32 protein-coding genes are annotated in these 22,626 nt (G+C 65.5%); 21 read left to right on the forward strand and 11 right to left on the reverse strand.

Going from position 1 to position 22,626, the window contains the following annotated elements; all coding sequences use genetic code 11:
* The first annotated feature begins 22 nt into the window (after positions 1 to 22).
* The 6 genes from RAD15_RS03635 to RAD15_RS03660 all read left to right on the forward strand — a co-directional run bounded on the left by RAD15_RS03635 (position 23) and on the right by RAD15_RS03660 (position 4,010).
* On the forward strand, positions 23 to 280 hold the full coding sequence (locus RAD15_RS03635) for a hypothetical protein (protein WP_237858175.1): 258 nt from the start codon (positions 23 to 25) through the stop codon (positions 278 to 280).
* 222 nt (positions 281 to 502) lie between these two features.
* Positions 503 to 1,594, forward strand: a complete 1,092-nt coding sequence (locus RAD15_RS03640) for a TRAP transporter substrate-binding protein (RefSeq protein ID WP_458174425.1) — start codon at positions 503 to 505, stop codon at positions 1,592 to 1,594.
* Between the two features lie 244 nt (positions 1,595 to 1,838).
* Entirely contained in the window at positions 1,839 to 2,537 is a 699-nt protein-coding gene (gene minC, locus RAD15_RS03645) for a septum site-determining protein MinC (RefSeq protein ID WP_458174427.1), read from the forward strand.
* Positions 2,538 to 2,556: 19 nt separating this feature from the next.
* Positions 2,557 to 3,372: a septum site-determining protein MinD gene (gene minD / locus RAD15_RS03650; RefSeq protein ID WP_458174429.1), complete on the forward strand. Its 816-nt coding sequence runs from the start codon at positions 2,557 to 2,559 to the stop codon at positions 3,370 to 3,372.
* Positions 3,369 to 3,650 (forward strand): cell division topological specificity factor MinE, encoded by a 282-nt coding sequence (gene minE / locus RAD15_RS03655; protein ID WP_028136732.1) that lies wholly within the window; start codon positions 3,369 to 3,371, stop codon positions 3,648 to 3,650. The genes minD and minE overlap by 4 nt, the downstream gene beginning before the upstream one ends.
* A 174-nt stretch (positions 3,651 to 3,824) precedes the next feature.
* The gene (locus RAD15_RS03660; RefSeq protein ID WP_458174431.1) at positions 3,825 to 4,010 is read left to right on the forward strand and encodes a hypothetical protein; all 186 of its coding nucleotides are present in this window, start codon (positions 3,825 to 3,827) and stop codon (positions 4,008 to 4,010) included.
* Positions 4,011 to 4,023: 13 nt separating this feature from the next.
* Here RAD15_RS03660 and RAD15_RS03665 read toward each other — a convergent pair whose 3' ends face one another.
* Both RAD15_RS03665 and RAD15_RS03670 read right to left on the reverse strand, forming a co-directional pair.
* A complete protein-coding gene (locus RAD15_RS03665; protein ID WP_458174433.1) occupies positions 4,024 to 4,275 on the reverse strand; it encodes a hypothetical protein in 252 nt (83 codons plus the stop codon).
* Between the two features lie 102 nt (positions 4,276 to 4,377).
* On the reverse strand, positions 4,378 to 4,770 hold the full coding sequence (locus RAD15_RS03670; protein ID WP_458174435.1) for a hypothetical protein: 393 nt from the start codon (positions 4,768 to 4,770) through the stop codon (positions 4,378 to 4,380).
* 129 nt (positions 4,771 to 4,899) lie between these two features.
* Here RAD15_RS03670 and RAD15_RS03675 point away from each other — a divergent pair, with 129 nt between their 5' ends.
* Positions 4,900 to 5,685: an SDR family NAD(P)-dependent oxidoreductase gene (locus RAD15_RS03675; protein ID WP_458174437.1), complete on the forward strand. Its 786-nt coding sequence runs from the start codon at positions 4,900 to 4,902 to the stop codon at positions 5,683 to 5,685.
* Here RAD15_RS03675 and RAD15_RS03680 read toward each other — a convergent pair whose 3' ends face one another.
* Together RAD15_RS03680 and RAD15_RS03685 are read right to left on the reverse strand one after the other, a co-directional pair.
* Complete coding sequence (locus tag RAD15_RS03680) at positions 5,686 to 5,916, reverse strand: DUF6894 family protein (RefSeq protein WP_458174439.1); 231 nt, start codon at positions 5,914 to 5,916, stop codon at positions 5,686 to 5,688.
* Positions 5,917 to 6,284: 368 nt separating this feature from the next.
* The gene (locus tag RAD15_RS03685; protein ID WP_458174441.1) at positions 6,285 to 7,325 is read right to left on the reverse strand and encodes a hypothetical protein; all 1,041 of its coding nucleotides are present in this window, start codon (positions 7,323 to 7,325) and stop codon (positions 6,285 to 6,287) included.
* A 320-nt stretch (positions 7,326 to 7,645) separates the two neighbouring features.
* Here RAD15_RS03685 and RAD15_RS03690 point away from each other — a divergent pair, with 320 nt between their 5' ends.
* Complete coding sequence (locus RAD15_RS03690; RefSeq protein ID WP_458175027.1) at positions 7,646 to 8,263, forward strand: L,D-transpeptidase; 618 nt, start codon at positions 7,646 to 7,648, stop codon at positions 8,261 to 8,263.
* 11 nt (positions 8,264 to 8,274) lie between these two features.
* Here RAD15_RS03690 and RAD15_RS03695 read toward each other — a convergent pair whose 3' ends face one another.
* On the reverse strand, positions 8,275 to 8,709 hold the full coding sequence (locus RAD15_RS03695) for a COG4315 family predicted lipoprotein (protein WP_458174443.1): 435 nt from the start codon (positions 8,707 to 8,709) through the stop codon (positions 8,275 to 8,277).
* Between the two features lie 163 nt (positions 8,710 to 8,872).
* Positions 8,873 to 9,337, reverse strand: a complete 465-nt coding sequence (locus RAD15_RS03700) for a MarR family winged helix-turn-helix transcriptional regulator (RefSeq protein ID WP_458174445.1) — start codon at positions 9,335 to 9,337, stop codon at positions 8,873 to 8,875.
* 104 nt (positions 9,338 to 9,441) lie between these two features.
* Here RAD15_RS03700 and RAD15_RS03705 point away from each other — a divergent pair, with 104 nt between their 5' ends.
* From RAD15_RS03705 to RAD15_RS03725, 5 genes are all read left to right on the forward strand, one after another.
* Positions 9,442 to 11,364: an FAD-binding monooxygenase gene (locus RAD15_RS03705; RefSeq protein WP_458174447.1), complete on the forward strand. Its 1,923-nt coding sequence runs from the start codon at positions 9,442 to 9,444 to the stop codon at positions 11,362 to 11,364.
* Between the two features lie 147 nt (positions 11,365 to 11,511).
* Positions 11,512 to 12,564: an SH3 domain-containing protein gene (locus RAD15_RS03710; RefSeq protein WP_458174449.1), complete on the forward strand. Its 1,053-nt coding sequence runs from the start codon at positions 11,512 to 11,514 to the stop codon at positions 12,562 to 12,564.
* Positions 12,565 to 12,734: 170 nt separating this feature from the next.
* Positions 12,735 to 13,013, forward strand: a complete 279-nt coding sequence (locus RAD15_RS03715) for a hypothetical protein (RefSeq protein WP_458174451.1) — start codon at positions 12,735 to 12,737, stop codon at positions 13,011 to 13,013.
* Positions 13,014 to 13,277: 264 nt separating this feature from the next.
* Entirely contained in the window at positions 13,278 to 13,484 is a 207-nt protein-coding gene (locus tag RAD15_RS03720; protein ID WP_458174453.1) for a hypothetical protein, read from the forward strand.
* A gap of 71 nt (positions 13,485 to 13,555) precedes the next feature.
* Positions 13,556 to 13,876, forward strand: coding sequence for a hypothetical protein (locus tag RAD15_RS03725; RefSeq protein ID WP_458175029.1), 321 nt, complete (start codon positions 13,556 to 13,558; stop codon positions 13,874 to 13,876).
* A 101-nt stretch (positions 13,877 to 13,977) separates the two neighbouring features.
* Here RAD15_RS03725 and RAD15_RS03730 read toward each other — a convergent pair whose 3' ends face one another.
* From RAD15_RS03730 to RAD15_RS03740, 3 genes are all read right to left on the reverse strand, one after another.
* Positions 13,978 to 14,547, reverse strand: a complete 570-nt coding sequence (locus tag RAD15_RS03730) for a TetR/AcrR family transcriptional regulator (RefSeq protein ID WP_458174455.1) — start codon at positions 14,545 to 14,547, stop codon at positions 13,978 to 13,980.
* Positions 14,547 to 14,891, reverse strand: coding sequence for a DMT family transporter (locus tag RAD15_RS03735; RefSeq protein WP_458174457.1), 345 nt, complete (start codon positions 14,889 to 14,891; stop codon positions 14,547 to 14,549). Before RAD15_RS03735 ends, RAD15_RS03730 begins: the two co-directional genes overlap by 1 nt.
* A gap of 184 nt (positions 14,892 to 15,075) precedes the next feature.
* On the reverse strand, positions 15,076 to 15,741 hold the full coding sequence (locus RAD15_RS03740; protein WP_458174459.1) for an O-methyltransferase: 666 nt from the start codon (positions 15,739 to 15,741) through the stop codon (positions 15,076 to 15,078).
* A 96-nt stretch (positions 15,742 to 15,837) separates the two neighbouring features.
* Between RAD15_RS03740 and RAD15_RS03745 the strand changes: the two genes are divergently transcribed.
* A complete protein-coding gene (locus RAD15_RS03745) occupies positions 15,838 to 16,482 on the forward strand; it encodes a TetR family transcriptional regulator (RefSeq protein WP_458174461.1) in 645 nt (214 codons plus the stop codon).
* A 104-nt stretch (positions 16,483 to 16,586) separates the two neighbouring features.
* Positions 16,587 to 17,405, forward strand: coding sequence for a pyridoxal kinase (pdxY, locus tag RAD15_RS03750; protein ID WP_458174463.1), 819 nt, complete (start codon positions 16,587 to 16,589; stop codon positions 17,403 to 17,405).
* A 5-nt stretch (positions 17,406 to 17,410) separates the two neighbouring features.
* Here pdxY and RAD15_RS03755 read toward each other — a convergent pair whose 3' ends face one another.
* Positions 17,411 to 18,709, reverse strand: coding sequence for a hypothetical protein (locus tag RAD15_RS03755; protein ID WP_458174465.1), 1,299 nt, complete (start codon positions 18,707 to 18,709; stop codon positions 17,411 to 17,413).
* 361 nt (positions 18,710 to 19,070) lie between these two features.
* Here RAD15_RS03755 and RAD15_RS03760 point away from each other — a divergent pair, with 361 nt between their 5' ends.
* From RAD15_RS03760 to RAD15_RS03775, 4 genes are all read left to right on the forward strand, one after another.
* Positions 19,071 to 19,235 (forward strand): Flp family type IVb pilin, encoded by a 165-nt coding sequence (locus tag RAD15_RS03760; RefSeq protein ID WP_458175031.1) that lies wholly within the window; start codon positions 19,071 to 19,073, stop codon positions 19,233 to 19,235.
* Positions 19,236 to 19,305: 70 nt separating this feature from the next.
* A complete protein-coding gene (locus RAD15_RS03765) occupies positions 19,306 to 19,551 on the forward strand; it encodes a hypothetical protein (protein ID WP_458174467.1) in 246 nt (81 codons plus the stop codon).
* 171 nt (positions 19,552 to 19,722) lie between these two features.
* A complete protein-coding gene (locus RAD15_RS03770) occupies positions 19,723 to 19,971 on the forward strand; it encodes a hypothetical protein (protein ID WP_458174469.1) in 249 nt (82 codons plus the stop codon).
* A gap of 349 nt (positions 19,972 to 20,320) precedes the next feature.
* Positions 20,321 to 20,467, forward strand: a complete 147-nt coding sequence (locus tag RAD15_RS03775) for a hypothetical protein (protein ID WP_458174471.1) — start codon at positions 20,321 to 20,323, stop codon at positions 20,465 to 20,467.
* Here the strand turns inward: RAD15_RS03775 and RAD15_RS03780 are convergent.
* On the reverse strand, positions 20,434 to 21,021 hold the full coding sequence (locus RAD15_RS03780; protein WP_458174473.1) for a bifunctional transcriptional activator/DNA repair enzyme AdaA: 588 nt from the start codon (positions 21,019 to 21,021) through the stop codon (positions 20,434 to 20,436). The genes RAD15_RS03775 and RAD15_RS03780 overlap by 34 nt on opposite strands.
* Positions 21,022 to 21,150: 129 nt before the next feature.
* On the opposite strand from RAD15_RS03780, the gene RAD15_RS03785 reads away from it, so the two are divergent.
* Entirely contained in the window at positions 21,151 to 21,567 is a 417-nt protein-coding gene (locus RAD15_RS03785) for a nuclear transport factor 2 family protein (protein WP_458174475.1), read from the forward strand.
* Between the two features lie 65 nt (positions 21,568 to 21,632).
* Complete coding sequence (locus tag RAD15_RS03790) at positions 21,633 to 22,553, forward strand: DMT family transporter (protein WP_458174477.1); 921 nt, start codon at positions 21,633 to 21,635, stop codon at positions 22,551 to 22,553.
* The last annotated feature ends 73 nt before the right edge of the window (positions 22,554 to 22,626 follow it).

A 22,626-nucleotide genomic window follows, 5' to 3' on the forward strand; every position in this document is an offset into this window, starting at 1 on the left:
CGTTGTCCTCCAGAAGCAGCCCATGAGTGATCCAGCAAGCTCCGAGACCCCACTGCGTACGACGTTCAAGATCAAGTTGAACGGTGACACGCTGGCGATCGCGACGGTCGGACAGGCCTATCAATTCCTCACCAACTTCAAGTCGGTCGAGTGGATGGAATTCCGCTCCCTGCACGAGGAGGCGGTTGCGGCGCTGGAAGGCGCTGCCGGTAACGCGATGCTCGCGGTGCAGGCAACCAACGCCGTGCGCGCGCTGTTCGTCAGCGCGAAGCTGCTCTAAGGGACAGACGTAGCCTCGTGGCCTGGATGGAGCGAAAGCGTCATCCGGGGATCGCGCACGTCAGCGGCACCGTCCCGGATTGCACTACGCTCCATCCGGGCTACAGGCCTTTCGCTCGCAGCTTGAACTCCACTACAGGAACGGGCAAGCGATCCGCGAAGATCGTGGCCGTAAAGCCAATATGTTTTTGTTTGAAACTTACCTTCAGGGAGAGCCCCCAGCATGAAACGCCGTACATTCCTCAAGGGCGGCGCGGTCGCCGGCGCCACGACGCTGGTGGCTGCACCTGCGATCGCGCAGAGCGCGCCCGAGATCAAATGGCGCCTGACGTCGAGCTTCCCGAAGTCGCTCGACACCATTTACGGCACTGCGCAGACCTTTGCGAAATACGTCGCGGAAGCCACCGACAACAAATTCCAGATCCAGACCTTTGCCGCCGGCGAGATCGTTCCCGGCTTGCAGGCGCTTGATGCCGTCAGCGTCGCGTCGGTCGAGATGGCGCAGACGCCGCTCTACTTCTACATCGGCAAGGAGCCGGCATTGGCCTATGCCACCGGTGCGCCGTTCGGCATGAACCATCGCCATCAGGAATCGTGGTGGCATTTCGGCGGCGGCGCCGAGCTCGCCAACGAGGCGCTGAAGCCCTTCCAGGCCCACGCCATCCTCTGCGGCAATTCCGGCACCCAGATGGGCGGCTGGTTCCGCAAGGAGATCAAGACCGTCGACGATCTCAAGGGTCTCAAATTCCGCATCGCCGGCATGGGCGGCCATGTGTTGGCGCGGCTCGGCGTCGTGCCGCAGCAGATCGCGGGCGGTGATGTGTATCCGGCTCTCGAGAAGGGCACGATCGACGCGGCCGAGTTCGTGGGTCCTTATGATGACGAGAAGCTCGGCTTCCAGAAGGTCGCCAAATACTACTACTTCCCCGGCTGGTGGGAGGGCGGCGCCATGCTGCACATGATCGTCAACGACGAGAAGTGGGCTTCGCTGCCGAAGCAGTATCAGGCCATCGTCAACCAGGCGGGATCTGCGGCCGGCGCCTGGATGCTCGAAAAATACGACAGCGTGAATCCGGCGGCGCTGAAGCGGCTGATTGCCAATGGCGCCGAGCTCAAGGCGTTCCCGCAGCCGGTGCTGGAGGCCTGCTACACCGCGACCCAGGACCATCTGAACGAGCTCGCCGCCAAGAGCGACCTGTTCAAGCGGACCAAGGACAGCCACGACGCGTACATGAAGGAGCTGCTGTTCTACACGCAGATCGCGGAAAACTTCTACGACAACTATCTGCTCAGCAAGATGCGCAACAAGAGCTGAGCGCATAACTCTCGTAGGGGTGGGCAAAGGCGCCCTTGCGCCGTGCCCACCATTCCTTGCTCCACTTGCCATGGTGGGCGCGCTTGCGCTTTGCCCAGCCTACGAGGTCTGAGCGCGCAGCCTGGATGGAGCGCTCCCTCACGCCGGCCAGCCCATCCACGTAACGCAACGGAGGAATTAACCGCCCGTTAACCATATCGGCCGCATCGTTAACCATTCAATAACAGGGAACGAGTCGGCCGCTATGGAGGCTGCAGCAAAAGTCCAACGCCAAATGGTGCGCCTGCGCGGGCGCTCCTATGTGGCCTTCGTGTTCGTGCCGACGGTTCCGATCCAGGACTGGCTGCAGGAGATCGATACCACCATCGCACGCTCGCCGGGCTTCTTTGCCGGCCGGCCCGTGGTGATCGACCTGTCCTCGGTCGATCTCAGCCAGTCCGGCATCGGCCATCTGCTCACCAGTCTGCAGGACCGCAACATCCGCGTGCTCGGCATCGAGGGCGTGGAGGAGGGCCGGCTGACGCCGATGATGCCGCCGCTGCTTTCGGGCGGGCGCAGCTGCGTGGTCGAGCCGACCGCGCCGAAGAAAGCCGAGACGAAGGCCGAGACCAAGCCCAGCTCGCTGCTGCTCGAGGCCCCCGTGCGCTCCGGCCAGACCGTGATCTTCCCCGAGGGCGATGTCACGATTCTGGGTTCGGTCGGCTCCGGCGCCGAAGTCGTCGCCGGCGGCTCCATCCACATCTACGGCGCGCTGCGCGGCCGCGCCATGGCCGGCGTGAACGGTCACACGAGCGCGCGCATCTATTGCCAGAAGATCGAAGCCGAACTGCTTGCAATCGATGGGTTTTATCAGACTGCCGACGATATCGACGAGGCCCTGCGTGGCAAGCCGGCCCAGGCCTGGCTGCAGGGCAACACCATGCGAATTACTGCGCTGAACTGACCAGAAGGAGATATTTGAGATGGCCAAGGTACTGGTCGTGACATCAGGCAAGGGCGGCGTCGGCAAGACCACGACGACCGCCGCACTGGGAGCCGCGCTGGCGCAACGCGGCGACAAGGTGGTCGTCGTCGACTTCGACGTCGGCCTGCGCAACCTCGACCTCGTGATGGGCGCCGAACGCCGCGTCGTGTTCGACCTCATCAACGTGGTGCAGGGCGTCGCCAAGCTGCCGCAGGCCCTGATCCGCGACAAGCGGCTGGAGAACCTCTGGCTGCTGCCGGCCTCGCAGACCCGCGACAAGGACGCGCTGACGGAAGAGGGCGTGGGCAAGGTCATCGACGATTTGCGCAGCCGCTTCGACTGGGTGATCTGCGACAGCCCGGCCGGCATCGAGCGCGGCGCCTCCATGGCGATGCGCTTTGCCGACGAGGCCGTGATCGTCACCAATCCGGAAGTCTCCTCGGTGCGCGATTCCGACCGCATCATCGGCATGCTCGATTCCAAGACGGTGCGGGCCGAGAAGGGCGAGCGCGTCGAGAAGCACATTCTCATCACGCGTTACGATCCCTCGCGCGCCGCGCGCGGCGAGATGCTGACCATCGACGACATCCTGGAAATCCTCGCGACGCCCTTGCTCGGCATCATCCCCGAGAGCCAGGACGTGTTGAAGGCCTCCAACGTCGGCACGCCGGTGACGCTGTCGAACGCGGATGGCGCTCCGGCGCGGGCCTATATCGACGCGGCGCGGCGGCTGTGCGGCGACACCGTGCCGATGCAGGTGCCGGCCGAGCGCAAGGGCTTCATGGATCGTCTGCTGCGACGGAGGGCTGCATGAGTATGGGTCTGCTCCGGCTTCTCCGTGGCAACAAGGCCTCTGCACCCGTCGCGCGCGAACGGCTGCAGATCCTGCTTGCCCATGAACGCGGAATGCGCGGCCAGCCCGACCTGCTCGGTGTGCTGCGCGAGGAAATCCTCGCGGTCGTCTCCAAGCATGTGACGCTGGATCCGACCAAGGTCATCGTCCGGCTCGAGCGTGGCGACGAGGTGTCGACCCTGGAGGTCGATATCGAGGTGCCCAACGACTTCGAGCGCAAGAAAGCGGCGGTCGCGTAGGGGACGCGACTGAGGACTGCCCATTTTGGGGTGGGTGAGAAGGCGGTCCGCCGGGCATGGCGGGCCGCCTTTGTCGTTCCGGCAGCGGAACGGGACCTGCGGCGAGATCGTTGTGAAGGACCCGCGGCGACAGTCGCGCGCTGCGCCGCGGTTTGGTCAAACGGGAGAGCGCCCATGATGTCCGAGATCCAGGTCCATACCGTTGCGCGGCAGATGCTGGAACGGCATGGTTTCGCTGCGATTGCGAAGGCCGCCGAGCAGGCCCAGGCCTGCGAGGGCCGCGGCGAGGCCGACGAGGCCAAGGAATGGCGCCACATCGAAGACGCCATGAAGATCATCCGCGGTCCGCACCACAGCTGATCAGGCAAGCGCTTCAGCGTTCCTCTCGATCCGGTCCCCTTGACGGGGATCGATGCTGCGTCTGCGGCTGGCTGCGCTCGCCCGTCTCCTTGCAGGGGAGCGGTTCCCACGATCCGTCCGGCGCCTGCTGATAGGCACTGCACGATGAGGACGAGGTCGATTTCTCCTCGCCCTTCTGGGCGTCGGTATTCTTTGCCAGTGCCGGGGCGCCCAGCACGGCGCTCGCCGCGAGCGCGCCGGCGAAAATGAGACGAGTGATCAGCATGCGGTTCTCCTGTGCGAAGAAGCCCGCATGCTGGCGAGGAATGTGACGATTATGGGCCGGAGCGGAGTTTCCCTGCGGCGTGCCCGACGTCGCCAGATACCGCTAGCCGCCCTTGCCGCGGATCAGGCCGGCGAGATTGGTCTTCTGCGCTTCGCACCAGCCGGGCATGCCGAGGCGGCGCTGGTCCATGTCGGTCGCCTGCGTCGCCACCGCGACCTCGGCCATCAGATCGTCGTCCTGCTTCTCGCCCATCTTGCCGCCGGTATGCATCCAGGCGATCGCCTTGCGCACCTTCTCGGTGGTGCCGTCGGGCAGGCTCATCTGCTGCGCCTTCTGCACGAGGTCCTGATAGACGAGATCGGTGCCCGGACATTCGACCTTGGCGGCGAAGGCCTGCAAGACCATCGTCACATAGGTCGAGCGCCGCGGCGCGTCGGCCGCCTGGGCCGGCGCGGCAAGCAGCAACAGGCCCGTCATCAGAAAACCATAACGCATCCTTGGTACCTCCTCGATTTTGGCGAGAGGCTAGCGTCCGGCGCGCCGCTCCGCAATGGTGCCAGGCCGCAATTGTCGCCCCGTCGTGCGGTGCGCTAACCTGGCCGTCTCCCGGCCCCGGAGAGCGACATGAGCCTGTTCAGCACGCCGTTCGATCCCGCAAAAGACACCGCGCTCGTCACCGGCGCGGGGAACGGCATCGGCCGCGCGATCGCACAGGCCCTGGTCGGCGAGGGCGTCCGCACGGTGTTCGCCGACGTGAGCGCGGAACGGGTGAGCGCCGCAATCAGCACGAGCGGCAAGCCCGAATTGGCGGTACCCTGGGTCGGCGATCTCGCCAGGCCGGAAGCGTGCGATGCACTGCTCGCCGCCTCGGATGCAGCGCTCGGCGAAGTGACACACTTCGTCCACAGCGCCTCGCCGCCACGGCGCGAGGCCGATCATGCGCTCGCCGTCGATCGCAAGACCTGGCAGGAGATGCACGCCGTCAATCTCGATGCCGGCTTTGATCTGGCGCGCGGGCTCGCAAAGCGGCTGATCGCGGCGAGGCGGCCCGGCTCGTTCCTGTTTCTCACCTCCCTGCATGCGGGCACGCCGCGCAACCTGCCGCACTACTCGACGGCGAAGGCGGGGATGGCGATGTTGGTGAAGGAGCTCGCGAAGACGTTCGGCAGGCACAACATCCGCGTCAATGCGCTGGTGCCCGGCGCGATCGCGGCCGGCGGGTTCGTTGCGGATGCCTCGCTGGCGCGGCACATTCCGCTCGGGCGTCTCGGCGAGGCGAACGACCTCGCACCGATGGCGCTCACTGTCCTGTCGAACAAGCTCTCGGGTTACGTCACCGGCGCAGCCTTCGTGGTCGACGGCGGCTTGTCGCTGACGAACTGGTTCGAGGCGCCGGCGCTGGAAGAGTAGCTAGCGCTGCCAGGCCGGCACGGGATCGAGCGGCGTGCGATAGAGCTCGTTGTCATCGCGATCGGTGACGCGCACCGCGCAACCTTTCTGCTGCAGCTCCGGCTTCACCTGCGACAGCTCACACGCCAACTGATCGGCGCGATCGGAGGCAACCTCGATGTCCTCGAGGATGATTCCGCCCTGGTTCTTGAACTCTTCACCAACCACAAGATCGAAGGAGTAGTAAGGCATCCGAATTCCCCCGGTGTGAGGACTCAAAGTCGACAAGAGACGTCTTCAACACATGCCGGATGGTATCACTGAGTCGATGTTTCTCGATGAACGGGCCGCGCAATCTCTGTGCTTATGGCGCAGAAATGATGTGCAGTATTCGAGCGCATTAAGATTTTATTAAACATGTCTGCGCGATCATAAGGCATGGAATTGCAGCAGAACCGGGCTCCGGGAACCGGCAGCTGCAAGAGAAGGCCGGCGGCATAGATCCCGACGGCCTTTTCTCTTGGAAGAACACGACCGATGTGTCGCTTCCCGTAATCGCCCGGACTCAACGCATCACATCGACTCGGACAGCCTGCGCGATGTTGCGTTGATGTTGCTGTCTAGCGCAGCGGCATCGGCGGACGCACGACAGGTCCGTCGTCATCGGCAACGGCTTGCGTCGTGGCGACCGGCGCTGCCTGTGGCGCGACCGCGGTCGCCTGCGAGGGCGGCGGCGGCGAATAAGCCGGCATGTAGGTTTGCGACACGGCCGGCTTCGGTTTGCGGACCGGCTGCGGTGCGGTCCGCGGCGGGAGCGCGGACACACGCGCGCGCGGATCGATCGGCCTTGCGTCGGCGACCGGCCTGGGCGCCGGCGGCTTCGTCATCTCGCGCGCCATCTGCTCCTGTCCGGCCTTCAACTCGGCGATGGTGGCCTTGAGCTGCTCGATCTGTTGCGTCATCGCGGCGAGATCGCGCGTCATCGATTGCACCGACTGCGTTGCATCGGGCGGCGTTGCTGCGGGTGCTGCGGCGGCAATTTGAACCGGGGGCGGTGTCGCAGGTTGAGCGGTCGCAGCTTGCACCGCGGGCTGGTCGGTCGTTTGATCCGCTGCGGCTTGCTCCGCGGGCGGCGCGGCCTGCGCGACGGCGACCGGCGTGGTCTGCGATGTCGAAGGCAGCAGCGACATCAAGGCCGGGGTCCATTCGGCGAGCATGTGCCTCGCGGTGTCGCCGTGCTTTTCCCAGGCGACCGTCGCGGCCGCGCTGCCGCCCGCAAACAGGAATGTGACGAACGCACCGCGCAGCCACTTGCCGGCGGCGGATCGTTTTTTCCTGTTGTGACCATCGCTCGCCGCGACGCGTATGGCGGTGTCGACCGAGGGCGCTGCCGCCTGCTGCTCCGAGACGGGACTGAACCTCGGCCCCGGATTGCTCGAATGAGAATTGCTCGAAGTGCTCGAATTGCTTTTGGGCTCCGGCGCGAATTTCGGCTCCGGGCGGGTCGTGATCTCGGGCGCCAGCGCGGGCGCAACGCTGATGGGGCGCGAGGCCAGCACGATTTCCGGCGAGATCTGAATCGCGTCGTGCGGATCGTTGTCCTTGACCGTGTCCTTCACGATCTCATCGACGATTTGCTTGGCGTTCAGCATCGCGAGCATCGCAGCTCCTTTGAGGTCTTGTTCGTCCGCATTGGCGCGAGCCGATCTGTGGAGGTGGGCCATCCAAACCTGACGAGGCTGGCCCGATGACGCACGAGTCCAGCCGGGTTTGACCAAAGCAAGGCGAGGGGGTGGAGATGATGCGACGCTCTTCCGCCGTTTGTGGTGATGGAACCCGCGCCATCGAACACGCGCAATTGTTCCATGTTGCCTTGTTTTCAGCACGATTTGGGCAGCATCTGGCGAGGCTGGGGGCATTGCTATCCGCTATCGGGGGGCCGGCGGTGCCAAGACATCTGATCGCTTTATTCGTCGTTGCCATGCTGCCGCTGGGCGGCTGCATGCAGACAACGCTTTCGCCGTCGACCGACGCGAGCATGACGCCGCGCGACCGGCAGTTGCTCGCACATACGCCGTACGCGCAGGCGAACGTGCCCGAGCAATATCTGCGTCACATCGTCGACTACCAGCGCAAGGAGCAGCCGGGCACCATCCTGGTCGATACCGACGCGCGCTATCTCTATTACGTGCTGCCCGAGGGCAAGGCGATCCGCTACGGCGTCGCGGTCGGCGAGGAAGCCATGGCCTTCTCGGGGGTCGCGCGTGTCGGCCGTCTGGCTGAGTGGCCGGACTGGGTTCCGACCGCCGACATCCAGGCGCGGCTCGGACCCTATCCGGCGCGCGTTCCCGGCGGTCCCGCCAACCCGCTGGGCGCGCGGGGCATCTATCTCTACCTCGGCAACAAGGACACGCTCTACCGCATCCACGGCACCAACCAGCCCGAATATATTGGGCAGGCGATCTCGTCAGGCTGCATCCGGATGCGCAACGAGGACGTGATCGATCTCTACGACCGGGTGAAGCTCAATGCGACGGTCGTGGTGCTGCCGCCCGGCCAGAACGCGCAGGCCGGACCAGGCGCGCGCTGGCGCGGGTGAGAGCGCGTTTCCTAGTCCCCAGGCCGCGCAATGCGCCATTGCAGCGTCGTGGCGTTGCCGTTGGCATCGCCCGGCGCCTTGTCGGCAGGTGAGGTGTAGAGCGGACGATAGCGGTATGCCCACATCTTGCTGCCGTCGTCGCGGCTGATCACGGTGAAGTCGCCGACGGCCTTGGCGTCGGCCGTTGCGGGGAGCGGAACCCAGCTCTCGACGCACTTGCCATTGCAGTTCGACGTCTTGCCGCTGGTGTCGCGCTCGTAATAGTAGAGCGTCATGCCCTTGAGATCGACGAGCTTGGGGCCCTGCTTGGTTATGACCACCTTGGCCGGTGCGGTCGTCGCTTCGGGCTTCGGCGGAGGAGCGGCATCGCCGCCGCCATGACCGTTTGCGAGCACAGGGACGGTCGAGAGCGCGATGGCCGCCGCGATGATGATGAACCTCGACATCCCAAACTCCCGACGGCAAAGTTAATCGCGCGTTAAGCGCCGAATGGCGCCGACCGTAGCAGCCGAAGGTTAGTTCCTGGTTTCGCGGCACTACGACAATCACCGGTAGAAATACGGGGCGTTTTCCTGACGCGAACCGGTATCCACGTCGCTCGAAAACGCTCTATGCCTGCGCCTCGCGCAGCGGCGCGCGGCTGAGGTCATTGCCGGCGGCGATGGCCTTGCGCAGCAGCCGCATCAGCTCGTCGCCTTCCTTCGCGCTGAGGCCGCGCAGCATGATGCGCTGGGCAGACTCGACGGCCGGCGTGATCTTGCGCAGCGTGCGCCGGCCGTCGTCGGTGATCTCGAGCTCGCGAGCGCGGCGATCGCGGCTGGAGGCGCGTCGCTCGGCAAGGCCCTTCTGCACGAGGCGATCGATCACGCCGGTGATGGTGGTGCGGTCGTAGGCGATCAAGCCAGCGAGCGTCACCTGGTCGAGTCCCGGATTGGCCTTGATGGTCGCGAGCGCGGCGTATTGCACCGGCGTGAGGTCGAAGCCGGCATCTTCGACCTCGGCCAGGAAGACCGCCACCGCGATCTGCTGGAACCGGCGCGCCAAATGGCCGGGCATGTCGTTGTTGTCTTTCACCGAATTCTCCTTTGGGGCAGGGACGGTGCCGGATCATTGACAAGTATACTGATAGTCAGCATACTGATCAATATCCAAACAGAACATTGACGGGAGAGGTGCTCATGCAATTCCATCTCAATGGATTTCAGCCGGGCGACCCTGAAATCGCCGATCCCGCCGAGCGCGTTCAGGCTTCAGGCGCCGCCGGCGCGGTACCTGAAGAGGTCGATGTCCTCATCGTCGGCTGTGGCCCTGCGGGCCTGACGCTCGCGGCCCAGCTTGCGCAATTTCCTGACATCAAGACCTGCATCGTCGAGCAGAAGCCGGGCCGCCTGCTGGTCGGGCAGGCCGACGGTATCGCCTGCCGCACTATGGAGATGTTCCACGCCTATGGCTTCAGCGAGCGCGTTCTGAAGGAGGCCTATTGGGTCAACGAGACGACGTTCTGGAAGCCGAACGAGCGCGCGCCGGAGAAGATCGTCCGCAGCGGCCGGGTGCAGGACGTCGAGGATGGTCTGTCCGAATTCCCCCACGTCATCCTCAACCAGGCGCGCATCCATGACGGCTTTCTCGACGTCATGCGCAAGTCGCCGGCCAAGCTCGAGCCCCATTACAGCCGCCGTCTGCTGGACCTTGAGGTCGATCCGGCCGCAGGTCCCGCCGATCATGCCGTGACCGTGCGCCTCGAACGCGTCGATGCCGGAAACGAGGGCAAGGTCGAGACCATCAAGGCGCGCTACGTCGTTGGTTGCGACGGTGCGCGCAGCACGGTGCGCAAATCGATCGGCCGCGAGCTGCACGGCGATTCCGCCAACCACGCCTGGGGCGTGATGGACGTGCTGGCGGTGACCGATTTTCCCGACATCCGCTTCAAGGCGCTGATCCAGTCGGCGAAGGACGGCAGCCTGCTGATCATTCCGCGCGAAGGCGGCTACATGGTCCGCATCTATGTCGAGCTCGCGAAACTCGATGTCGGCGAGCGCGTCGCCAACCGCAACATCACCGCCGATGACGTGATTGCGAAAGCGCAACGGATCCTGAAGCCGCATACGCTGGACGTGAAGGAGATCGCCTGGTGGTCGGTCTACGAGATCGGCCAGCGCCTCACCGACAAGTTCGACGACGTGCCGGAGACCGAGATCGAGGCGCGCCTGCCGCGCATCTTCATCGCCGGCGATGCCTGCCATACCCATAGCCCGAAGGCCGGGCAGGGCATGAACGTCTCGATGCAGGACGCCTTCAACCTCGGCTGGAAGCTCGCTGCCGTGCTACGCGGGCAGTGTGCGCCAAGCCTTTTGCATTCCTATTCGGCGGAGCGCCAGGCGGTTGCGAAGGAGCTGATCGACTTCGACCGGGAGTGGGCGGGGATTCTGGCATCGGCTGCGAAAGCCGGTGGCGGCGACGCCGCGAAGACGCAGGACTATTTTGTCAGGCACGGCCGCTACACCGCGGGCACCGCGACGCATTACAAGCCGTCGCTTCTGACCGGTGCGACCTCGCATCAGCATCTCGCCGAGGGCCTCGTCATCGGCAAGCGCTTCCATTCCGCGCCGGTCATTCGGCTCGGTGACGCCAAGCCGGTCCATCTCGGTCACGCCTCGCAAGCTGATGGCCGCTTCCGCATCTACGCGTTCTCGCCAGCGGAGAATCCCGCGGCGGCAGGCTCTTCCATTCGCGCGCTGTGCAATTTCCTCAGTGAGGCCAGGGAGTCTCCGGTCAGGCGCCATACGCCCACGGGTGCCGACATCGACAGCGTGATCGACCTGCGCGCGGTCTTCCAGCAGGATCATCGCGAACTCGCCATCGAGGCGATGCCGTCGCTGCTGCTGCCGCGCAAGGGGCGGTATGGTCTGATCGACTACGAAAAGATGTTCTGTCCGGATCTCAAGAGCGGCCACGACGTTTTCGCAATGCGGGGCATCGATCGTAACGCCGGCTGCATGGTCGTGGTGCGACCCGACCAGTATGTCGCGAACGTGCTGCCGCTCGACGACTTTGCCGGGCTCGCGTCGTATTTCGACGGCTTCATGCGGCAAGCGACCTGACGGCGCGGCAGCGCCGTTGCGCGCTCTGCCGATGAACGGCGAATGAATATTGAACCGCGTGCGTCTCGATCTTTCGACGGATGCGACCGCCGGGCGCGGAACGCTCATTCCGCTTGCGCGTTCCAACTGGAAGAGGAGGAACGCGCCATGAAATTGAAGAGCATTCTGGTTGCAGCATTGCTGCTCGCGCCGACGGCCGCGCTGGCCGCGCCGGGCATCGTCACCGTCTCGACCGGCCTGCGCGCCGGGCCGGGTTCGGGCTTTCCGCTGGTCGATCGCATCCCCGAGGGCGCCCGCGTCAACATCCATGGTTGCCTGCGCGGCAATGCCTGGTGCGACGTGAGCTTCTCCGACGATCGCGGCTGGGTGTCGTCGCAATATCTCGAATATCTCTACCGCAATCACTACGTCTATCTCCCGGATTATGTCGACGAGATCGGCGTGCCCGTCGTCCCGTTCGTGCTGACCTCGTACTGGTCGAGCTATTACGGGGGACGGCCCTGGTATCAGCGCCACGCCTACTGGAATAACTACTGGACCTCGCACCAGCGCGTTGCGACGCGGATGACGATTGATCCGCGCGCGGCTCGCATCGGTCGCGCGGCGACGCGCGATGCGGCGGTTGCATTGGAGCGCGACGGTGTGCGCGCCAAGGGTGCCAAGGGTGCCAAGAGTAACGCGATGGTCTCCGGACGTGACGCTACGACCTCACGGCACGATGCCGCAATCGCGAAGCACGACGCCGCGATCGCGACGCGCGACGCTACGATCGCAAAGCGCGACGCTGCGATTACGAAACGCGACGCTGCGGTTGCCGCCGACCGGACGCGAGCCGGACGGGGCGAGCGCATCGCGCATGAGCGGACCAATGTGCAGACTCGCAATCCGCGCGATGCTCAGGCCCGCATGATGCACGAACAGGCCGCGAGCCGCGCTGCGGCGCGTGCCCAGCCAACGGCCCGCGCGCATGAAGCACCACGTGTGTCGGCCGCACCGGCAGCCCGGCCCGCGATGCCGCATGTGGCGCAGCCGAATGCGGGCCACGGTTCGCCGATGAATGCGCGCGCGCAGATGCCGGCGCCGCGCGCGGCTGCACCGTCAATGCCGCACGGTGGAGGCGGCGGTGCTCCGCACATCAATGCCGCTCCGCGTGGCGGCGCGCCGGCTGGCGGCCCCGGCGGCGATCATCAAAAGCACTAATGTCGTCAACGAAAGCCCGGCCCTCGTGCCGGGCTTTCTGTTGGGTCGGGTTCCGGTTCCGTGCGCGTACAATTTAAGAAAGTTCTTCGCCGGCAGATTTCATTGATCGTAAGACGTCTATCCAAAGATGTAACCGTCCACTCGGGGCAGCGGGGCACGGGAGGATGATGATGAGACAGAGTCAGGCGGACACGCGCCGCCAAAATGTCGCGAAGCGATCGATGACCAAAGAGGCCAAGCAGCTGGCCGGCCTGATCGCCGGACTGCGCAAATCCCTCGACGGGATTCACAAGGAGCGGACGAGCACAAAGCTCTCCGGCGCCGAGATGGGAATGCTCGACGAGCGCCGGAACAATCTGCTGCTCACCATCGCAGCGCTCGACGACCGCCTCTCGGCGGTGCAGGGGCTGATCGATCTCGGCCGCCCCCACGTCATCCGCGTCCATTAGCGGAACCTGGAGATGGTGCGATCGGTTCCGTCGCTGACGTGACGGGCCGGCGCCGGCTACCGTCCAGCATGATTTGATGACGGCTCCGTGCCGTCGCAGGCATGACAAGAATGCCTGCGACAAGCGGAATCGCGTTTCCTGATGCGTGTGCTCGATCCGGTCAGCCGGCCGCGGGCGCGCCGGCGCAATGCTGCCTGCGGATGGCACCAAATTGCCACGCTCCCGGCGAATTGCCGCCAAAGCCCGCTGCCACGAGGAGAACGGGTGCAGGGCTACGCAAGGGGACACGCATTGGCCTACAAAATGATCGCAGAACGCGACAACGCGAAGTACAGTTTCGCCCGCGAGAGCCGGCTGCTCATCGTGGCGAAGGCAAAAGTGTGGGCGAGCGAAGGGTGGCAGGTCGTCATCACCGACCAGGACGGCAAGGCCTACGCGCCGCCCGAATTCGATCAGCTTTCGGCGGCGTGACCGCGCGACGGGGCCAGGGGACGACATTGACGATGCTGTTTCGACTGGGGCGCGATGTGTTCGCGCCCCTGATGACTCTTGCAGCCGCCGCCGTGCTGACGGCGACGGTTGCCGCCGCGCAAAATCTCGACGCCGGCAAGTCGGCGGATCGGCTCTTTGCCGATGGTTGCGCGACCTGCCATCGCAGCCCGCGCGGCCTTGCCCAAGGGCGCTTCAGCCTGACGCTGTCCTGGTTCCTCAGGGATCATTACGCGACCAGCTCCGACTCGGCCAAGGCGCTCGCCGCCTATCTGGAATCGGTCGATACGCCGCCGCCGCGGGCCGCGGCCAAGCCTGGCGCAAAGCCGTCCCGATCTGCACCGCGTCCGCCCAAGCCGGTGCAGAGCCAGTAAAGCGCGATGAGACTAGGATGAATCGTCATCGCGTTTTAGGCTGTTGTTTGAGCATGATCTTTTCGGAAAACCGCGTCACACTTTTCCGGATCATGCTCTAGCTAGCGCTTGCGATAGGTCTGCGCGAGCAGCCGTGAGTGCACGGCGCGGAGCTCGGCGTTCATGCGCGTCTGTCCCGTCGTGACGTAGGAGAGCCAGGCGCCGTCGGCGGCGAGACGGACGATGTGCAGATCGGGCGTGCCGTCGGTCGTGCGATGACGCTTCAGCCGCGCCTTGATCCAGTCGTTCCAAAGCCGGCGCAGCGGCGGATCGGTGACGACGACCATGCTCAGCGCCGCCCATGGGGTCGAAAAGCCGAAGGCCTTGCCGGTGAACACCGCATTCACATAGGCCCGCGTGAAGCTGCCGCGCGGCTTCGGATCGGCTTCGACGCTCGCGTCGATCTCCGCATCGACGCGGGCGAGGAGATCGGCAAACAGGCCCTCGATCAGCGCCTGCTTGCTGCCAAAGTGATGAAACAGCCCGCCCTTGGTGACGCCGGCCGCCGCCGCGACCGCCTGCACCGTGACGCCGGCGACGCCATGGTCCATGGCGATCGCCGCGGCGCAGTCGAGCAGGGCGCGCCGGACCTGCTCCGGCTGCTTAGCGCGGGTGTAGGCGCTTTCCGGCATCAATGCACTGTGCTCTGCGAGAACAGGTTGATGATCACGACCCCTGATACGATCAGGCCGATGCCGACGAAGGCCGCGGCGTCCAGCATCTGGCGGAACAGCACGAAGGAGACGGTGGCGGTCAGGATGATGCCGATCCCGCCCCAGATCGCGTAGGCGATGCTCAGGGGAATGACCCGGATCGCGACCGACAGCGCGTAGAACGAGGCGACGTAGAACAGCACCATGGCCAGCGTCGGCCAGGGCCGCGTGAATTGCGCGGATTGCTGCAGGAAGGCGGAAGCCGTGACCTCGAGAACGATGGCGAGGGCGAGCGCTGCGTAGGCATTGAAGGCGGACGTCATGATGAGCTCATGTAGGCGCGAAAGATACCGCGCGGTAGGTATGTTTAGCACGCGCAACGTCGCTTGGGCCAGAGTCGGGTATCACGTGTGAGTGACGAGGCTGCGACACGTGGGAACGGCAGCGTGGAGCCGCCGCGTGATGAATCGCGCGGCGGCTCCAGGATTTCGCGGCGTTCGACCGGTATCAGTCGATCCGCACGGAGAGTTCGACGTCTTCGGCGAAGGGCGTGGACATGTAGCCGCTTCCGGGCCTGCGTACGCGCGCCAGATAGTCAGGACTGTCGTCGGCATTGTCGGCGACGATGATCGCGCCCGGCCTGAGATGGTCTTCGACAAGATCGAGGATCTCCGGATAGAGCGCCTTGGCGCCGTCGAGCAGCACGAGGTCGATCGGATCGGGCAGATCTGCGCGAAGCGTCTGCAGCGCATCGCCCTCGCGGATTTCGACGAGATCGATCAGGGCGCCGGCGGAGAGGTTCTCGCGCGCCCGCGCCACCTTGGACGGCTCGAATTCGCTCGTGATGAGGCGGCCGCCGCCATTGTCGCGCAAGCCTGCGGCGAGGTGCAGGGTCGAGATGCCGAACGAGGCGCCGAACTCGACGATCGTTCGGGCGCCAGAGCTGCGCGCCAGCATGTAAAGCAGCGCGCCGGTCTCGCGAGAGACCGCGAGCGGGACGTCCTTCAGACGTCCATAGAGATCGCGATATGCGGTCTTGCTCTGCATCATCCGCGCCCGGTCTGCGTCGGTCAAACCGGCGATGGCGGCATGTGTTGCACCTCTGGCTGCGTCGGCCTCAAGGAAGAGGCGATCCAGCAGCGGCGCAAGCAATTCGATGGTCGGGGTGGGCATTTGTCGTCTCCGGGTTCGCGAAAAAGCGCGTGCTTGCGCGGAGGCTGAAATACGACTAATTCGTCGCATTTCCTATTCGCATTGTCCAGGCAAGCCATGATCGAGCGTCGAAGCCGTTCAATTTCCTCGCGAAAGCAGCCGCAACAGACCCGCTCGACCGAGCTGGTGACGGCCATTCTCGATGCCGCTGTTCAGGTTCTGGCGAAGGAGGGCGCGCAGCGTTTCACCACGGCGCGGGTGGCGGAGCGGGCCGGGGTGAGCGTCGGATCGCTCTATCAATATTTCCCGAACAAGGCGGCGATCCTGTTCCGCCTCCAGAGCGACGAGTGGCGGCGCACGAGCGAGCTGCTGCGCGGCATTCTTGCGGATCGGGCAAAGCCGCCGCTGGTGCGGCTGCGCGCGCTGGTCCACGCCTTTATCCGCTCCGAGTGCGAGGAGGCTGCGATCCGCACGGCTCTCAATGACGCCGCGCCGCTTTATCGCGACGCGCCCGAGGCGCACGACGCGCGGACCGCCGGCAAAGGCATCGTCGCGGCCTTCATGCGGGAGGCGCTGCCCAAGGCATCGGATACGACGCGGGAGCTCGCCGGTGAGCTGATCACGACGACGCTGAGCGAGGTCGGCAAGCGGTTTTCGGAGACGCCGCGCAGCGAGGCCGAGATCGCGCATCATGCCGACGGGCTCGTCGACATGTTCTGCGCCTATCTCGGGGAGCTTGCGCGGCGCCGGGATCAATCCTGACATCCGCTTTTGCGCGTGCGCGGTGCCATTCCCGGATTACGCTTCGCTCCATCCGGGCTACTCTTGCACCACCGAACGTCTTGATTCCGACCGGACCTCCTTCAATGCTCGTCATTTCCATTCAAAGCCAGGTGGTCCACGGCCACGTCGGCAACAGCGCCGCCGCCTATGCCATGCAGGCCGAGGGCGTGAACGTTGCCGCGGTGCCGACGACGCTGCTGTCGAACCATCCGCGCTATCCGAGCCTGCGCGGGCGGGTGCTGGAGACCGAGCTGGTCGCCGATCTCCTGAGGGGCGTCGAGGAGCGCGATCTCGTCGACGAGGCCGCCGTGCTCGTCACCGGCTATCTCGGCTCGCCCGGCAATGCCGCAGTGGTCGCCGATTTCGTCGAGCGGGCGCTCACGCGCAATTCCAGGCTCGTCTATCTCTGCGATCCCGTGATCGGCGACGACGGCCGCGTCTATGTCGCCGACGGCATCCTGGATGTGGTCCGGCACCGGCTGCTGCCGGCCGCGAACCTGATCACGCCGAACCAGTTCGAGCTCGAGTTGCTTGCGGGCCTCACCGTCGCGGATGCGCAGGGCCTGCGTGCCGCATGTGCGGCGCTGGCCGGGGCGGGCCGCATTGACGTGGTCGTGACCGGCTGCACGCTCGTCGACACGGCGGAAGGGCAGGTGGAGACGATCCTGTGCGCGGACGGTCAGCTGTCGCGCTTTGCGACGCCGCGACTGCCGATCCGCCACTATGGCACCGGCGATCTCCTCACCGGCCTGATCGCGGCGTATCTGGCCAGGGGCCAGGCGATGGAGGCCGCGGTGCGGCTCGCCGTCGAGACCATCTTCGCGGTGCTGGTGCGCACGCAGGAAGCCGGCACCGCCGAGATGCGGCTCGTGCCGCTGCCGGCCCCGGGACCCAAGGCCTGACGGTCTCAGGTCGCGCGCTTTCCGCTCGATTGCGCTGATTTCTGCGGCCTGGCCGGGCTCTTCTCGCGCGCGGCCTGTGCCTTTGGCGGCTTGGCGCTGGCGACAGCCCGCATCTTCTTCGGCTTGACGTTGGCTGCTTCCTTGCGATCCGACGTGCCACGCTTGGAGATGTATTCCAGGCCGTCGATCGGGCCGACATGCGGCGGATCGCGGCCGAGATAGGGCCGGCCGATGCCGAGCGCCTTGCCGTTGGCGTCGACCCACTTCCACAGGATTTCGGTCGAGACCCAGCGCTGCGCGCGGTTGTTGCCCTGGGTGCTGACGATGTCGGCCGCCATGCCGTGGCCGTAGCCGCCGCGTGTGCTGCCGCCGTGATAGGAGCGGTCGGAGGCGGCCTTCAGGCCGCTCGCGATCGACTGGCGATAGTCGTCGCGGAACGCGCTGGTGATGCCCGGCGAGAGGCCGGCAGCTTCAGCCGCGAGCAGCGTGCGAAACAGCTTTCGCTTGAAGCTCTTGTCCATGCCGCCGATGACGTAGTCCATCATCGACATGCCGGCATGCTCGGCCGCCTTCGGATCCTTCCAGCCAAAGTCCTCGTCGACGAGCTTGGTGAAGCTGCGCATCACCGTGACCGTCCTGCCCTTGCGCTTGACGGTGACGGCGCGCCGCTCCTGCACCTTGATCGAATCCTCCTTCGCGGTGCGCTGATAGAGCGCCCAGAGATAGCGATCGATGCAGGTGTCCATCACGAAGCATTCGTCGAGCACGGCGACGGTATCCGCAGGCGGCGAGGGCTTGCTCACGGCAACCGCCGGTCCGATCGCGATCGCGGCGGGGGACGGTGCGTCCGTGGTCACGATCTCGGTGGGATCGGCGGATGCGAGCTTGACGGGTTCTGGCGCGGGGGCAGCCTCGCTGACGGCGGGCGCGGGTTCAGGCGAGATCTGCGGCGCGGGCGGCGGGGTCTCCACAGGCAAGATCAACGCCGCATCGGCCGAAGCGATTTTGACGGCGGGGGCGGGCGCCTCGGGCGCTGCCGCTTCAGCGGTCGCCAGGCTCGGTGCCGCAGCGACGGCGGCCGCGACGTCGGCGGTCAAGGCGACACCATCCTCGATGGTCGCAGCGTGCGGGACGTCGGCGAGGTCGAGGCGGCCGAGATCTTTCGCGCGCGAGACGGCCGCCGCATTGGCGCCGCTGCTCTCGATGAGGGCCGGGGCATAGGCGGAGAGAGAGAGCGCCAGCCAGCCGGCGAGAACCGCCGAGGGGCACGAGACCGCCACCAGAAGAGACCGCCGATCGTTCATGATCCCTGCCTCCAAACGGTTCTGTTCGGACACGTCTTGTCGGAACAGTCTTGATGCAAACAGTCTTGATGCCAAGAGTCTTGCACGGAAAAGGCACGCAGCGCGTCGATTGTTCGGAGGACCGTGTGGCGGCGCAATGGCGCATTTCGGCGAAAACGGGCTTTTTGGTCAGGTGTTGCCGAGGTGCAACGCGCGGGTTCCATGATGGTTCCAGTGGCGGAACCGCCGGAAACGCTCGCAAAATGCGGCGTTCATTGTCGTCAAATTGAGATGGCTGAATTTACGCAATCTTGGATTGTGTCCGTGCATTTCTCTCGCGCCGGCAATCTCCGGCGGAGTTGGGAAGGACACGATTGTGAAATTGAAATGCCTGTTGGCCGAATTTGCCGCCGATGAATCCGGCGCCACCGCGATCGAATACGGTCTGATCGCAGCCGGCATCGCGCTCGCCATCATCGAGATCATCTATGCGCTCGGCACCAATCTCGTCGCAAAGCTGCAATCGCTCGCGAGCGCGCTGAAATAGGGCGTTCTCGCATCTTCCACTCTCGTGTCCCTGCTCTGGAGCGCCCCCCTTGGGGCGCCTTGAGTGCGCCATGTCTCGCGGCAACTTTGCTGCGGCCAGCGCGTTGATCGCCATGACGCATTCCTCGCTTCGTCCGATGGACGCCTTCGATCCCACCGAGCCCGCCATCCTCCACGATCGTCTCACCGACACGATCATCACCTGGACCGCTGAGGACGCCGACGACTACCGGCAGGCCAGCCGGCCGGGCGAGGACGGAACCGTGGCCTGGAAGGCCTATCTCTTCGACGGCTGGGGCAATGTGCTCGGTGGCTGAGCACCGCCCATAAAAGTGTCATGTCGCGGCTAACGTGATTCGGCCAAGGCCTTGTACGCATTAAACATATTGCCATGCGCCGCGCGCGTTGTTGCAATGCAGCGGCGCATGTCGCAATGCAGCAAAACGCGCTTAAATGTGCTCCGAATCTTCCACTCAGGAGCATCACCAATGAACAAGAAGACTTTGACGATCGCCGCCACCATCCTGACGATCGCGGGCAGCACCGCGGCTTTCGCCGCCGAGCTGCCGACCTATGAGGCCAACGGATTTCCGGTCTCCCCCCTCCAGGTCCGCGTGCTCGGTGCCGCGCATGTCGACCAGCAGGTCTCGGCGCCCATCACGGTTGCCTCGGTCCACCAGGCGAAGGTGCTCGGCCCTCGCAAGGTGAAGACCGCGACCGTCGGCGCAGCCCGCTAAAGACGAATTCGCCTGAGACCAGGTGGGCCTCGCGGAGAGCGGGCTCCACCGGGTCATGCGGCCATGGACATGACGACGTCGCATGCGCATCGCCGCGTGCGGCGATCGCAGACATCACGACGCGCGCTGGTCGCGCGAGCATGCCGCGAGATCTCTCGATCCGACAATCGCGCCTCGATGCGCTGATTGAGAATCCGGCCGCGAACAAGTTCGCGTGAATGGGCCGGTCATGTATGTCCGTTCATAACGGGCGTGATCCCTTTAACGGTTGATTTGCACGTCGCGCTGCTTGATGCGGCCGCCGCATGGTCGCGGCCAATTTTTGAAATCATTCATAATGGAGGCCATCATGCCCGTTGCGCAGAAAGCCGTTATCGCCACCGTCTCGCCGCGCGCGTTCATTCTCAGGCACGCCGCTCTGTTCGCCGCCGCCGCGCTGTTCGTGTTCGTGCTGAGCCTGACCTATGGCCTCGATCTCAGCCCGGGATTTTTCTGAGCGGTCGTCCGCAAGCTCGACGGCGCGCGGCCGTAGAGTTCGGCGAACGCGGCGTTGAAGCGGCGCAGGCTGCCGAAGCCCGCCTGGAACGCGATATCGGTCATGGTGTGGTCGCCGGCATCGAGCAGGCGTTTTGCGCGCTGGACACGCAGCGTCTTGGCAAGCTGCTGCGGCGTGGCGCCGACGTGCCGCTCGAACAGCCGCGCCAGATGACGCGAGGAGATGCCGAGCCGCATCGCCAGCGTCACCACGGAATCCTCGTCGAGCGCGCCTTCATTGATGAGCTTCACTGCACGTGCGACCGTCGAGCGCGTGCCGTTCCAGGCCGGGCAGAACGGCGCGGTCTCGGGACGGCAGCGCAGGCAGGGCCGGAAGCCCGCGGCCTCCGCGGCAGCTGCCGTCGGATAGTAGGTAACGTTGCGCGTCAACGGCTGCTTGGCCGGACAGACCGGGCGGCAGTAGATGCCCGTCGTCTTGACCGCCGTGAAGAAGCGGCCGTCATAACGGGGATCGCGGCGCAGGCGCGCGGCGTTGCAGATCGCAAAGCTCAGCATGGCCGGATGATAGCGTATGTCCGCGCAGGCGGAAGAGGCGCGGGGTGACCGAGTCCGATTGTGGCGAGCCGCGCCGCGCATCGCAGCCTAGAAGGCAGCTCTCATCGCAATGCAGCCGGAGAGCCCGCCGTGACCAGCCCGAGGGACGTCGTACTGAACGCCTGGAAGACCTTTTCATCACGCGACGCCGAGCGCATCGCCGCGTTGTTCACGGACGACGCCGAATGGATCGGGCCGAAGGGCAATGCCACCGCGGTCGCGCTCGATCACACCGATCACATGGTCGGGGCGCGGCAGATCGCGCGTTTCATCGCGCAGGAGATGCACAAGCTGTTTTCAGAGGTCGATATCGCCTTTCGCGGCGTCTACGCCGACGGAGATGTCGTGATCGTGGAGGAGCGGATGCGCGCGATGCTCCCCGGCGGCAAGCCATACGAGAACGACTATTGCTTCGTGTTCACCGTGACCGGCGAGAGGATCCGCGAGGTGCGCGAATACATGGACACGCGCAAGGGATGGCGGATGGTGTTCGGTGAGGGGGCGTGAGCCGCGTGCCAGCCCTGCGCCTGCGTGGGTTGAGCCCGCTCATTTGCTGACATAATGCCTTGCCCATGGATCAGCGGACGAGCGGCGCTGACGCTCTCTCTCAGAAGCACGATACGGGGCCGGCGCTGCTCGGTGTCGTCTGCGGCCTTGCCGCGGCGCTGTTCTGGGCGCTCGGCTTTGCCGGCACGCGACACGGCCTCAAGGTCGGCTTCACGCCGGTCGATCTGCTGGTGCATCGCTATGTCTGGTCGGGCATCGCGTTCCTGCCGCTGGTCGCGCGCGCCGGCATCTCCGATCTCTGCGGCATCGGCTGGAGCAGGGGCCTCGTGCTGATGGTGCTTGGCGGCCCGGTGATGTCGCTGATCTCCTACACCGGCTTCCTGTTCGTGCCGCTCGGCCATGGCAGCGTGATCCAGCCCTCCTGCGCGACGCTCGGCGGCCTCCTGCTGGCCGCCGTGTTCCTGAAGGAGCGGATCTCCGCCTCGCGCCTTGCCGGCGCCATCGTCATCGTCGGCGGCCTCGGCGTGATCGGCGCCGAATCGATCGGCCATATCGGGACCGATGGCGTGCAGGGCGATCTGACCTTCGTGCTGACAGGACTCATGTTCGCCGGCTTCGGCGCGCTGCTGCGCCACTGGCGCGTCTCCGCCGTGTCGGCCGCGCTCGTCATCAACGTGCTGTCGCTGCTGCTGTTGCCGGTCTACGTCGCGACCGTCGGCCTCGCCCACATTGCAGCGATCGGCGTGACCGAGAACGCGATCCAGGCGCTGGCGCAGGGCGTGCTCGCCGGACCTGCCGCGCTCTATCTCTACGCTGTCTCCGTTCAGCGTCTCGGCGTCGCGCGTGCCGCGGTGTTTCCAGCCTGTGTGCCGGCGCTGACCTTGCTCACCGGCTGGCTCCTGCTCGGCGAGCCGCCGACGATGTTGCAGACGGCGGGGCTCGTGACGGTGCTGTGCGGGTTCTATCTGGCGCAGAGGCAGCGCTAGGCCCGATCCTCCAGACTGCCGAACGAGGAGAGGGATCAGGCACGCCCAATACGGGAAGGCCGCCCGGAGGGCG

It is taken from the genome of Bradyrhizobium sp. 14AA (genome assembly GCF_054185205.1).

Excerpts from the sequence above, each read along its gene's own strand:
- RAD15_RS03780 (WP_458174473.1), bottom strand. The coding sequence starts at position 21,021 with ATGCTGAGCTTTGCGATCTGCAACGCCGCGCGCCTGCGCCGCGATCCC.
- RAD15_RS03765 (WP_458174467.1), top strand. The coding sequence starts at position 19,306 with ATGTCTCGCGGCAACTTTGCTGCGGCCAGCGCGTTGATCGCCATGACG.
- RAD15_RS03790 (WP_458174477.1), top strand. The coding sequence starts at position 21,633 with ATGGATCAGCGGACGAGCGGCGCTGACGCTCTCTCTCAGAAGCACGAT.
- RAD15_RS03740 (WP_458174459.1), bottom strand. The coding sequence starts at position 15,741 with ATGCCCACCCCGACCATCGAATTGCTTGCGCCGCTGCTGGATCGCCTC.
- RAD15_RS03725 (WP_458175029.1), top strand. The coding sequence starts at position 13,556 with ATGACTCTTGCAGCCGCCGCCGTGCTGACGGCGACGGTTGCCGCCGCG.
- RAD15_RS03755 (WP_458174465.1), bottom strand. The coding sequence starts at position 18,709 with ATGAACGATCGGCGGTCTCTTCTGGTGGCGGTCTCGTGCCCCTCGGCG.
- RAD15_RS03635 (WP_237858175.1), top strand. The coding sequence starts at position 23 with ATGAGTGATCCAGCAAGCTCCGAGACCCCACTGCGTACGACGTTCAAG.
- pdxY (WP_458174463.1), top strand. The coding sequence starts at position 16,587 with ATGCTCGTCATTTCCATTCAAAGCCAGGTGGTCCACGGCCACGTCGGC.
- RAD15_RS03675 (WP_458174437.1), top strand. The coding sequence starts at position 4,900 with ATGAGCCTGTTCAGCACGCCGTTCGATCCCGCAAAAGACACCGCGCTC.
- RAD15_RS03775 (WP_458174471.1), top strand. The coding sequence starts at position 20,321 with ATGCCCGTTGCGCAGAAAGCCGTTATCGCCACCGTCTCGCCGCGCGCG.
- RAD15_RS03660 (WP_458174431.1), top strand. The coding sequence starts at position 3,825 with ATGATGTCCGAGATCCAGGTCCATACCGTTGCGCGGCAGATGCTGGAA.
- RAD15_RS03690 (WP_458175027.1), top strand. The coding sequence starts at position 7,646 with ATGCTGCCGCTGGGCGGCTGCATGCAGACAACGCTTTCGCCGTCGACC.
- RAD15_RS03745 (WP_458174461.1), top strand. The coding sequence starts at position 15,838 with ATGATCGAGCGTCGAAGCCGTTCAATTTCCTCGCGAAAGCAGCCGCAA.
- RAD15_RS03735 (WP_458174457.1), bottom strand. The coding sequence starts at position 14,891 with ATGACGTCCGCCTTCAATGCCTACGCAGCGCTCGCCCTCGCCATCGTT.
- RAD15_RS03670 (WP_458174435.1), bottom strand. The coding sequence starts at position 4,770 with ATGCGTTATGGTTTTCTGATGACGGGCCTGTTGCTGCTTGCCGCGCCG.
- RAD15_RS03695 (WP_458174443.1), bottom strand. The coding sequence starts at position 8,709 with ATGTCGAGGTTCATCATCATCGCGGCGGCCATCGCGCTCTCGACCGTC.
- RAD15_RS03770 (WP_458174469.1), top strand. The coding sequence starts at position 19,723 with ATGAACAAGAAGACTTTGACGATCGCCGCCACCATCCTGACGATCGCG.
- RAD15_RS03705 (WP_458174447.1), top strand. The coding sequence starts at position 9,442 with ATGCAATTCCATCTCAATGGATTTCAGCCGGGCGACCCTGAAATCGCC.
- RAD15_RS03680 (WP_458174439.1), bottom strand. The coding sequence starts at position 5,916 with ATGCCTTACTACTCCTTCGATCTTGTGGTTGGTGAAGAGTTCAAGAAC.
- minC (WP_458174427.1), top strand. The coding sequence starts at position 1,839 with ATGGAGGCTGCAGCAAAAGTCCAACGCCAAATGGTGCGCCTGCGCGGG.
- RAD15_RS03710 (WP_458174449.1), top strand. The coding sequence starts at position 11,512 with ATGAAATTGAAGAGCATTCTGGTTGCAGCATTGCTGCTCGCGCCGACG.
- RAD15_RS03685 (WP_458174441.1), bottom strand. The coding sequence starts at position 7,325 with ATGCTCGCGATGCTGAACGCCAAGCAAATCGTCGATGAGATCGTGAAG.
- RAD15_RS03715 (WP_458174451.1), top strand. The coding sequence starts at position 12,735 with ATGAGACAGAGTCAGGCGGACACGCGCCGCCAAAATGTCGCGAAGCGA.
- minD (WP_458174429.1), top strand. The coding sequence starts at position 2,557 with ATGGCCAAGGTACTGGTCGTGACATCAGGCAAGGGCGGCGTCGGCAAG.
- RAD15_RS03730 (WP_458174455.1), bottom strand. The coding sequence starts at position 14,547 with ATGCCGGAAAGCGCCTACACCCGCGCTAAGCAGCCGGAGCAGGTCCGG.
- RAD15_RS03640 (WP_458174425.1), top strand. The coding sequence starts at position 503 with ATGAAACGCCGTACATTCCTCAAGGGCGGCGCGGTCGCCGGCGCCACG.
- minE (WP_028136732.1), top strand. The coding sequence starts at position 3,369 with ATGAGTATGGGTCTGCTCCGGCTTCTCCGTGGCAACAAGGCCTCTGCA.
- RAD15_RS03665 (WP_458174433.1), bottom strand. The coding sequence starts at position 4,275 with ATGCTGATCACTCGTCTCATTTTCGCCGGCGCGCTCGCGGCGAGCGCC.